The sequence below is a fragment of the Pararhodobacter sp. SW119 genome, from assembly GCF_017811755.1.
Taxonomy (GTDB): Bacteria; Pseudomonadota; Alphaproteobacteria; order Rhodobacterales; family Rhodobacteraceae; genus Pararhodobacter.
The window spans coordinates 1-6,999 of the sequence record NZ_JADDJF010000090.1 but is presented as its reverse complement, the minus strand read 5'-3'; the positions used below and the strand labels follow the sequence as shown (position 1 = coordinate 6,999).

Annotated in this window: 5 protein-coding genes and 1 pseudogene; all 6 read left to right on the top strand. The window is 52.5% G+C overall.

The window, feature by feature from the left end:
- On the top strand, positions 1–2,099 hold a 2,099-nt coding region (locus tag IM708_RS21470; RefSeq protein WP_245243349.1), incomplete at its 5' end, for a tetratricopeptide repeat protein.
- Positions 2,100–2,340: 241 nt separating this feature from the next.
- Entirely contained in the window at positions 2,341–4,710 is a 2,370-nt protein-coding gene (locus tag IM708_RS19850; RefSeq protein WP_209428307.1) for an FtsK/SpoIIIE domain-containing protein, read from the top strand.
- A 3-nt stretch (positions 4,711–4,713) separates the two neighbouring features.
- Complete coding sequence (locus tag IM708_RS19845; RefSeq protein WP_209428306.1) at positions 4,714–4,989, top strand: hypothetical protein; 276 nt, start codon at positions 4,714–4,716, stop codon at positions 4,987–4,989.
- Positions 4,990–4,991: 2 nt separating this feature from the next.
- Positions 4,992–5,261 carry a hypothetical protein gene (locus IM708_RS19840; RefSeq protein ID WP_209428305.1) on the top strand — a complete coding sequence of 90 codons (270 nt, stop codon included), beginning with the start codon at positions 4,992–4,994 and terminating at the stop codon, positions 5,259–5,261.
- Between the two features lie 3 nt (positions 5,262–5,264).
- Positions 5,265–6,203 (top strand): hypothetical protein, encoded by a 939-nt coding sequence (locus tag IM708_RS19835; RefSeq protein WP_209428304.1) that lies wholly within the window; start codon positions 5,265–5,267, stop codon positions 6,201–6,203.
- A gap of 243 nt (positions 6,204–6,446) precedes the next feature.
- A pseudogene (locus tag IM708_RS19830) lies at positions 6,447–6,758 on the top strand (transposase); the annotation flags it as partial.
- Between the last annotated feature and the right edge of the window lie 241 nt (positions 6,759–6,999).

The window sequence follows — 6,999 nt, the reverse complement described above, 5'->3', positions numbered from 1 at the left end:
GCGGGTCAGATCCCGGTGACAATACCGGGAAAGTTCCCACTGACAATCAACAGCCAAGCGCTGTCCGGAGCGAAAATCGGTTGACCTCACGGGCTCGTCAGGCGATCTTGACCTCAAACCGCAGGCCACTTTGGGAGTGTCGGCGCAACCTCAAAGGGCAAGCAACTTGGGGAATATCGGCTGACGAAACATTGGGGACGTTATTGCAGAAAACTGAGTTCACACAGGAAGTCAACTGCGCGAATGCAGCGCTAACGACAAGTCAACAACACTTCCAAGAGGCATTAAATGAGATTGATGCTATGCTGGAATCAAATGGTGTCAGACCTGCACAGCTTTTGGCCGCACTCCAAGATGCCGCTAATTGCGAAACGGCCTTGGAGGAACTTGCCCGCGCATTCGATGCCGAGGAGAGAAAGCACACCAAAATCAACCACACGCTCAAAAGCACATATCAGTCGAAACTGGACGCGAACAGATCGAGCTTTGTAGCACGGGCATCCTCTGTTATTTCCGCAGTGTCTAGCTTTGGAGATCTGGCTGATCAGGTCAAAGAAACAGTTGTCAGCGTATCAAATCGATCTCCAGAAAGTGTCTTTTCCGACGCGAGCTCTTCCGTGCCAGGACCTTCCAGTTTTAGCTCCGCCCAATCCGACGCGCAGCGAGCAAAAGCGGAACTCACAAAAGACTCATTTAAGTCATATTCGAACATCGCTTGGTGGAGCGCAGCCGGCGCCGTTGTAATCTCTTGGCTTTCGGGCGTTTCGTTCGTTGCGGGACTGGGAATTGGTGGGCTGGTCGCCCTCGGCGTATTTGTAGTCTATGGATCAAAGATCAATAGAAGCGCAGGCGCAATAAGACGGCTCGTCAACGCCGCTGAGACCGAATTCGCAAACATCCGTAAGGAAAAATTTGACAGTGATGCATCTGCTCAGAAGGAGTATGCGAATCAATCTAAAGTCGAAGACGACAGGTTTCACTTGGTCAAGAAGAACTTTGATGATACGGTAGAGGCTACCGACATTGAACTTGCAAGCCTTGCAGATCGACTATCGAAACTGTCCCAGAAGTGGCAGGAACTGAACGAGCACCTGTTCCATCGCCGACCCCAAAGCTCATCAGAGCAGGCAAGCGAGAACAGATCCACAGCATTGGGAACGCAGTTCGCTGTTCTGGGCGCCGCAAGCCTCTCCGCTATCGCAAGAAGTGAACGGTCAAAGGGCTCTGCCGCTAGTCACGATTCGAAGCCAAAGGATCCACATGCCTCAAGTGACGATCCGAAGCAAAAGGACCCAATCGAGGGTGAGATATATAGAGGGCGAATTACCAAGATTGTCGATTTTGGCGCTTTCGTAAACTTCTTCGGTGAGCGCGATGGACTGGTCCATATCAGCCAAATCGAAAATCGACGCCTAAATCACCCCTCGGATGTCTTGAAAGAGGGTCAGGAAGTCTGGGTAAAATTCTTGGGCTTCGATGATCGCGGTAAAGTGCGGCTTTCGATGAAAGCCGTCGATCAAAACCATGTTGTCAACGGGTCAGTCTCAAGCGGTGTTTCAGGGCGCGGAGAGAGTTCTGCCGCGCCCAACATTCGTCCAAGGATCGACCGGCATGGCCAAGCCGAGATGCTCTTCGATATGGCAATGGCCATGTTTCAAGACGCGGATGCGGCACAAGATGGAGAAAAAAAGCGAGAAGCGCTAATCTTGCTCAGCGATTGCGTTGAACAGTTTCCAGAATTTGTCAAAGCGCATTGTGTTCTTACTCGGGCGCTACTGTCCCTAAATGACCCAGAAAAAGCCACCAAGACCGCTGCCAAGGCATACGAAATCCATCCTAATGATTCCGAAGTTTGCAATACATATGCCTCGTGCTTTGTGAAGAAGGGTAATGTTCTCTGGGATCAGGGTGATAGGCGTGAAGCACTCGACGCCTTTATTGCTGCGCTTAAAATCAATGGTTTCGAACTTCAGGCTTTTGCCGCCTCTCGAAATCTTGCCAAGGAAACTGACCAACTGAGTCGATGGGCTCGCGAGTGCGTAGAAATTGGCATCGACCCACTAAAGGAAGTGGATGTGCGTGAGGTGCGCCCACAATGAATACAAAAATTGGGGCCAATCATTTGTTGGGTAGTAATGGGGGGCAACTGTGGCGCCGATAGCGAAAACCTTTCGGACAAGACTACGAGATATTTCCGTTCCCTGGGTATTCGACAGAAAGGCAGCAAGCCACATCGTCTTTCAGGGTGGCCCAGCGGACCAAACACGAATTGCAAAAGGGCTGAGTTCCCTTGTCTTCGAGATATTGCGCCTTTACCCACCCGGTAGCGTTCGATTTCTGATGATTGACCCGATCGGTCTCGGACAAAACTTTTCGTCTTTTCATGAACTCGCCGACTATGACGAGAAGCTCATCAGCAATAAAGTCTGGACCAACAAAAGACAGATTAAAGAGCAACTAGAAAAGATAGTGGAGCATATCGAAGGAGTTGTTCAGAAGTACTTGAGGTCCGACTACCAGACGATTGACGAGTACAATGAAGCGGCCGGGGCGATAGCCGAACCTTTCCGGTTTGTCCTTATCCATGGTTTTCCAGAGAACTTTGATACGGATTCGGTTCTTGCACTGGAACGCATCATGGAAAATGGTCCACGGTGCGGCGTGCATGTATGCCTTGTACGTGACGATAGCAAAGAACCTCCATACGGAACCAAGATAGACACGCTGCTAAAGACCGCAAACACATTTCGTTTTGAGAATGGCCATCTTTGTCTGGTGTCCTCCCGAAGTTTACGCCTTCCAGCCCTTTATTTTCAATTTAGTAAGGCAGTCGATCCTTCGCATGGAGCGGAAATCGTGTCTTCTCACGGCCGAGCGGCGGGTGATGGTGCAAGGGTCGAGGTTCCGTATGACAAAATGATCGAACGCGTGTTCGATGAGAACCTCAGTGGCCTGCAGGGTATTTCGGGCCGATGGCAGGCCAGGAACTCTCATTCATTGCGAGCACCGCTTGGACCAACCGGCGCTCGAAAACTGCAGCAGTTGGTGCTGGGGGAAAAAGGCACGACCGCTCACCATGCGCTTCTCGTGGGCAAGACAGGCTCTGGCAAGAGTAACCTACTTCACGTGCTGATAATGAGCATGGCAGAGCTATACTCACCAAAAGACCTTCAAGTCATGCTTGTAGACTTCAAGAAGGGCGTTGAGTTCAAGGACTATGCCACTCACAAACTTCCTCATGCTTCCGTAGTTGCTATTGAGAGTGAAAAGGAGTTTGGGCTCAGCGTCTTGAAGGGAATGGACGCGGAGCTTACCCGTCGTGGTGATCTTTTTCGAGATGCGGGCGTTCAGGATCTCCCGGCGTATCGCGATTTTTCTGAAGCCCCTCTTCCACGTATTCTCTTGATCGTAGACGAGTTTCACGAGCTCTTCGTCGATGAAGATACGTCGTCGCGTGAGGCTGTCGGAAGAATTGAGCGCATTGTCCGACAGGGACGCAGTTTCGGGATGCACCTGATCCTTGCTTCTCAATCAATCTCCGGCGTCCAGCTGCCGAGATCTATTCTCGAGCAAATCGGCGTAAGGATTGCGATGCAGTGCTCGGATTCCGATTCCCGTCTCATTCTTGCAGATGACAATACCGCTGCCCGCTTGTTGGATCGCGCTGGCGAAGCAATATACAATGATAAGAACGGGTTGGTTGAAGGAAACAACGTCTTTCAAACAGCACTCCTACAACCTGAGGAGCGGATCACTCGCCTTCAAGCACTTCGCAAGCGTGCTCTGGAGGTTTTTGAAGGAGACCAGGAAATCAAGGATGGCCCGTTTGTGTTTGAGGGTAACGAGCCCGCAAGCTTGGAGTTTTGTCGCACACTAAATAGCGCTTTCAAAGGCTGGCCGGCACTTGGTGGCACAGGTCCGACAAGGCTCTGGGTGGGCGAACCCATAGCCATGCTTCCCACGCACGCTATCGAGCTCAAGCGGCAGAGTGGGGCGAACGTCCTCATTCTTGATCGCGATGAGAAGATCGCGTTTGGCGCCGCGTACGCCGCTTTGCTTTCAATAGCCGCGCAAGAGACCCCAGAGTCAGTAGTGATCCATTTTGTCGATCTTTCGTCGGCCGATGCTGACTGGGCCGAACATCCGGAAATATTTGAGGAGACCTTTCCACACCCGCTGACGGTATATTCGCGAAGGGAAATCGAAGGGCTCGTCAAAGGTCTGGCCTCAGAGGTTGAATCCCGTGTCAATGCCGAAGGTTCGAAACATCTAACAAAGGTATTTTTCTTTCTTTTCGGGATACAGCGTGCTCGGGACTTGCGCCAGTCTGATAGCGGGTTTTTCCTTGGAGGTAACAACGAGGAGTCTGTCCACGGCAACCTCAAAAAGATTCTTCGCGAAGGTCCAGAATTCGGCGTTCATACAATCATATGGTGCGACACACCTCAGAACGCAGCGAAGATCCTCGACAGTCAGGCGATGAACGAACTTGGGCAGCGGCTGTCAGGACCAATGTCCTCAAGCGACTCGATGCGGTTGTTTGACGATACAGTTGCGTCCAAGCTAAGTCGCGGTAATCGAATGATATGCTACGATGACGAGAAGGTGGGTGTGTTCACACAGATACGTCCGTTCCTTCCGCCAGATACGGAATGGCTCGTCAAGCTGAGTAAAGAAGTACGTGAAACATGGATTGGCGCTAGGAGCTAGTAGATGGAAAAGATTAGAAACGATCCCGCAAAACTGCGCGTGTTCTGCGATCAGCTAACGCAGAATAGGGCTTTCTGGTATGAGACTTTGACGCGCTTAGATCATGGCCTTGCAATGCTTGGCGAGGGCTGGAAGGACGATCAATACTTTGCTTTCAAGGACGAGGTCTCAAAGGTCCTGATGTCCCTCGAAGACTACATGGAGCAGTGTCAGAGGACGATCAACGAACTTAATCGGGATGCCGAAGCACTCGAAAAACTGTATAGCATTGGACGTTGAGAATGGCTCAGATCGACATCACACCGGAAAGACTACGTCAGTTCGAAAGTGAGCTAAGGGAAATTCGCAGGCTCTGTTCAAACAGGCGGAGCCTCCAGAACCAACAAGTTGAAGATCTAAAGGCCTTCTGGGATGATGGCAAATATCAAGCATTTGTCGCAAGGCACACCAAGTTCGACCTGGCGCTGACACGCCTTGAATTTCAGATGGATCATTACTCTGATTTTCTGAGGCGCAAGGCGGCCGCAGCCGACGCATTTTTAGGACGGTGAACAGTGTCATCGGCCTACCTGGTCTCATTGGAGGTCCTGATTGATTTTCAGGGCGAACTACGTACAGCCGAGGTGAGCGCCGCAGCTGAGTTCGAGGAAATGAGACGGATGATCTCCCAGGAAGTTGCTCAGTCGCGCGCGACGCTTGAGGATCGGGAAGCTACCTTGACGGTGGCGATTGAGAACCTGCGAAACGGATCCGATGACGAAAGCAAACAATTTGAGCAGGACGCTGTAGATGAGGCACAGATTGAAGTTCGTAAGGCACGACAACAGCTACGAAGTGTTGAAGATGCCGCGAGCCAATTCCTGAAAGTGCTCAACACCGAGACGCAATCCTTGAGTGACGCATTCGCTGCTGGTCAAGCGTTTCTGTGTGAGCGGATCACGGCCGGCGGCCAATATAGAGCGATAACAATTCCCGGCGAATCGAGTCTAGCTGCGCCCGCAGCCAAATCAGCGGCTCCAGCTCCGCGGAGTAACAGTGCAGAACACACGAGCTCTGATCGTTCTTTTCAATCGAGCAGCAGGCTGCCTCCTTTGCCACGAAAGATGCAATGGGTGCCCATTAATGAAATCGACGAAGCGCTCTTGCCGAACGACTTGGAGTTCAAGAAGGCACCACATGCTGAAATGAAAGCGATGATGCAGGTCTTTCGAGATTCTGTGCTGCCAGCTTTGGACGAGAACCCATCGTTAACGGCAGATGATTTTGCAGCTAGTAGGGCGGAGGAGCGCGACTCCATGTCGACGACACCGCGCTTCGCCTACGAGTGCATGCTTGGGAGTTTTGGTACGAGCGATGTAATCGTTTTGGATGGACAACGGGAGAAGGAAATTGGTAAAATGGGCATCACGTCGGGGCGACACCGCATCCTGATTGCGAAGGAGCTAGGTTGGTCTCACGTCCCTGCACGCGTTCTAAGGTCGAGATATGCGTAGCGCCTCAAAAATTACAAGTGAGTGGGAGAAAGTCTCTGATCAATGGCGCGATGAACAGGCGCGCCAATTTGAACAGCGCTTCCTAAAGAAGATACTCGAGTCGACTTCCAAAGTCGACGAAGCCTATCGAAGCTTTTTGGAAGTGAGCGAAAGACGATGATCAATCTAGGGCACCTCTAAGAATTGCCCTGTCCTTGCCGCCGCATTATGACGGCCGGGGTGTTGCGCGGCTGGGGTGTGATGATGGCGCAGATGGGTTTCTTCGATCTTTCAGATCGCTACGCGAGCCTGGACGCCAAGAGGGACCCCCTGGTTGAGTTCGACGCCGTCGTGCCTTGGGATGAGTTCCGCCCGACCCTGGAACGGGTCTGGCGCAAGCGTGAGGCGGAACGCAACTCGCGTGCGGGGTGCAAGCCCATGGATGCGGTGCTGATGTTCAACACGCTGGTGCTGAGCGCGCTCTACAACCTGTCCGACGACCAGATCGAGTATCAGGTGCGCGACCCGCTGTCGTTCATGCGCTTTCTGGGGCTTGGGCTGGAAGATCGGGTGCCCCCAACTACATCAGCGCACTCGCCAGTCGCACTGCTTTTTCTGCCCGAAACTGTCGAAGATGGGCGTGCCCGGCATGACCACGGGGCACGGAAATCAGGCCGCGAGGCACGAAACGCTGCGCCTGACAGGCCGAGCATCGAAGACCCCTTAACACGCGAGGACGCCGACCGGCGGCATCATGCCGGCTCAAACCGTTGAGCCCGCTCCGCGTAATCGGGAAAAGTCAAAAATCGAGGTGCCC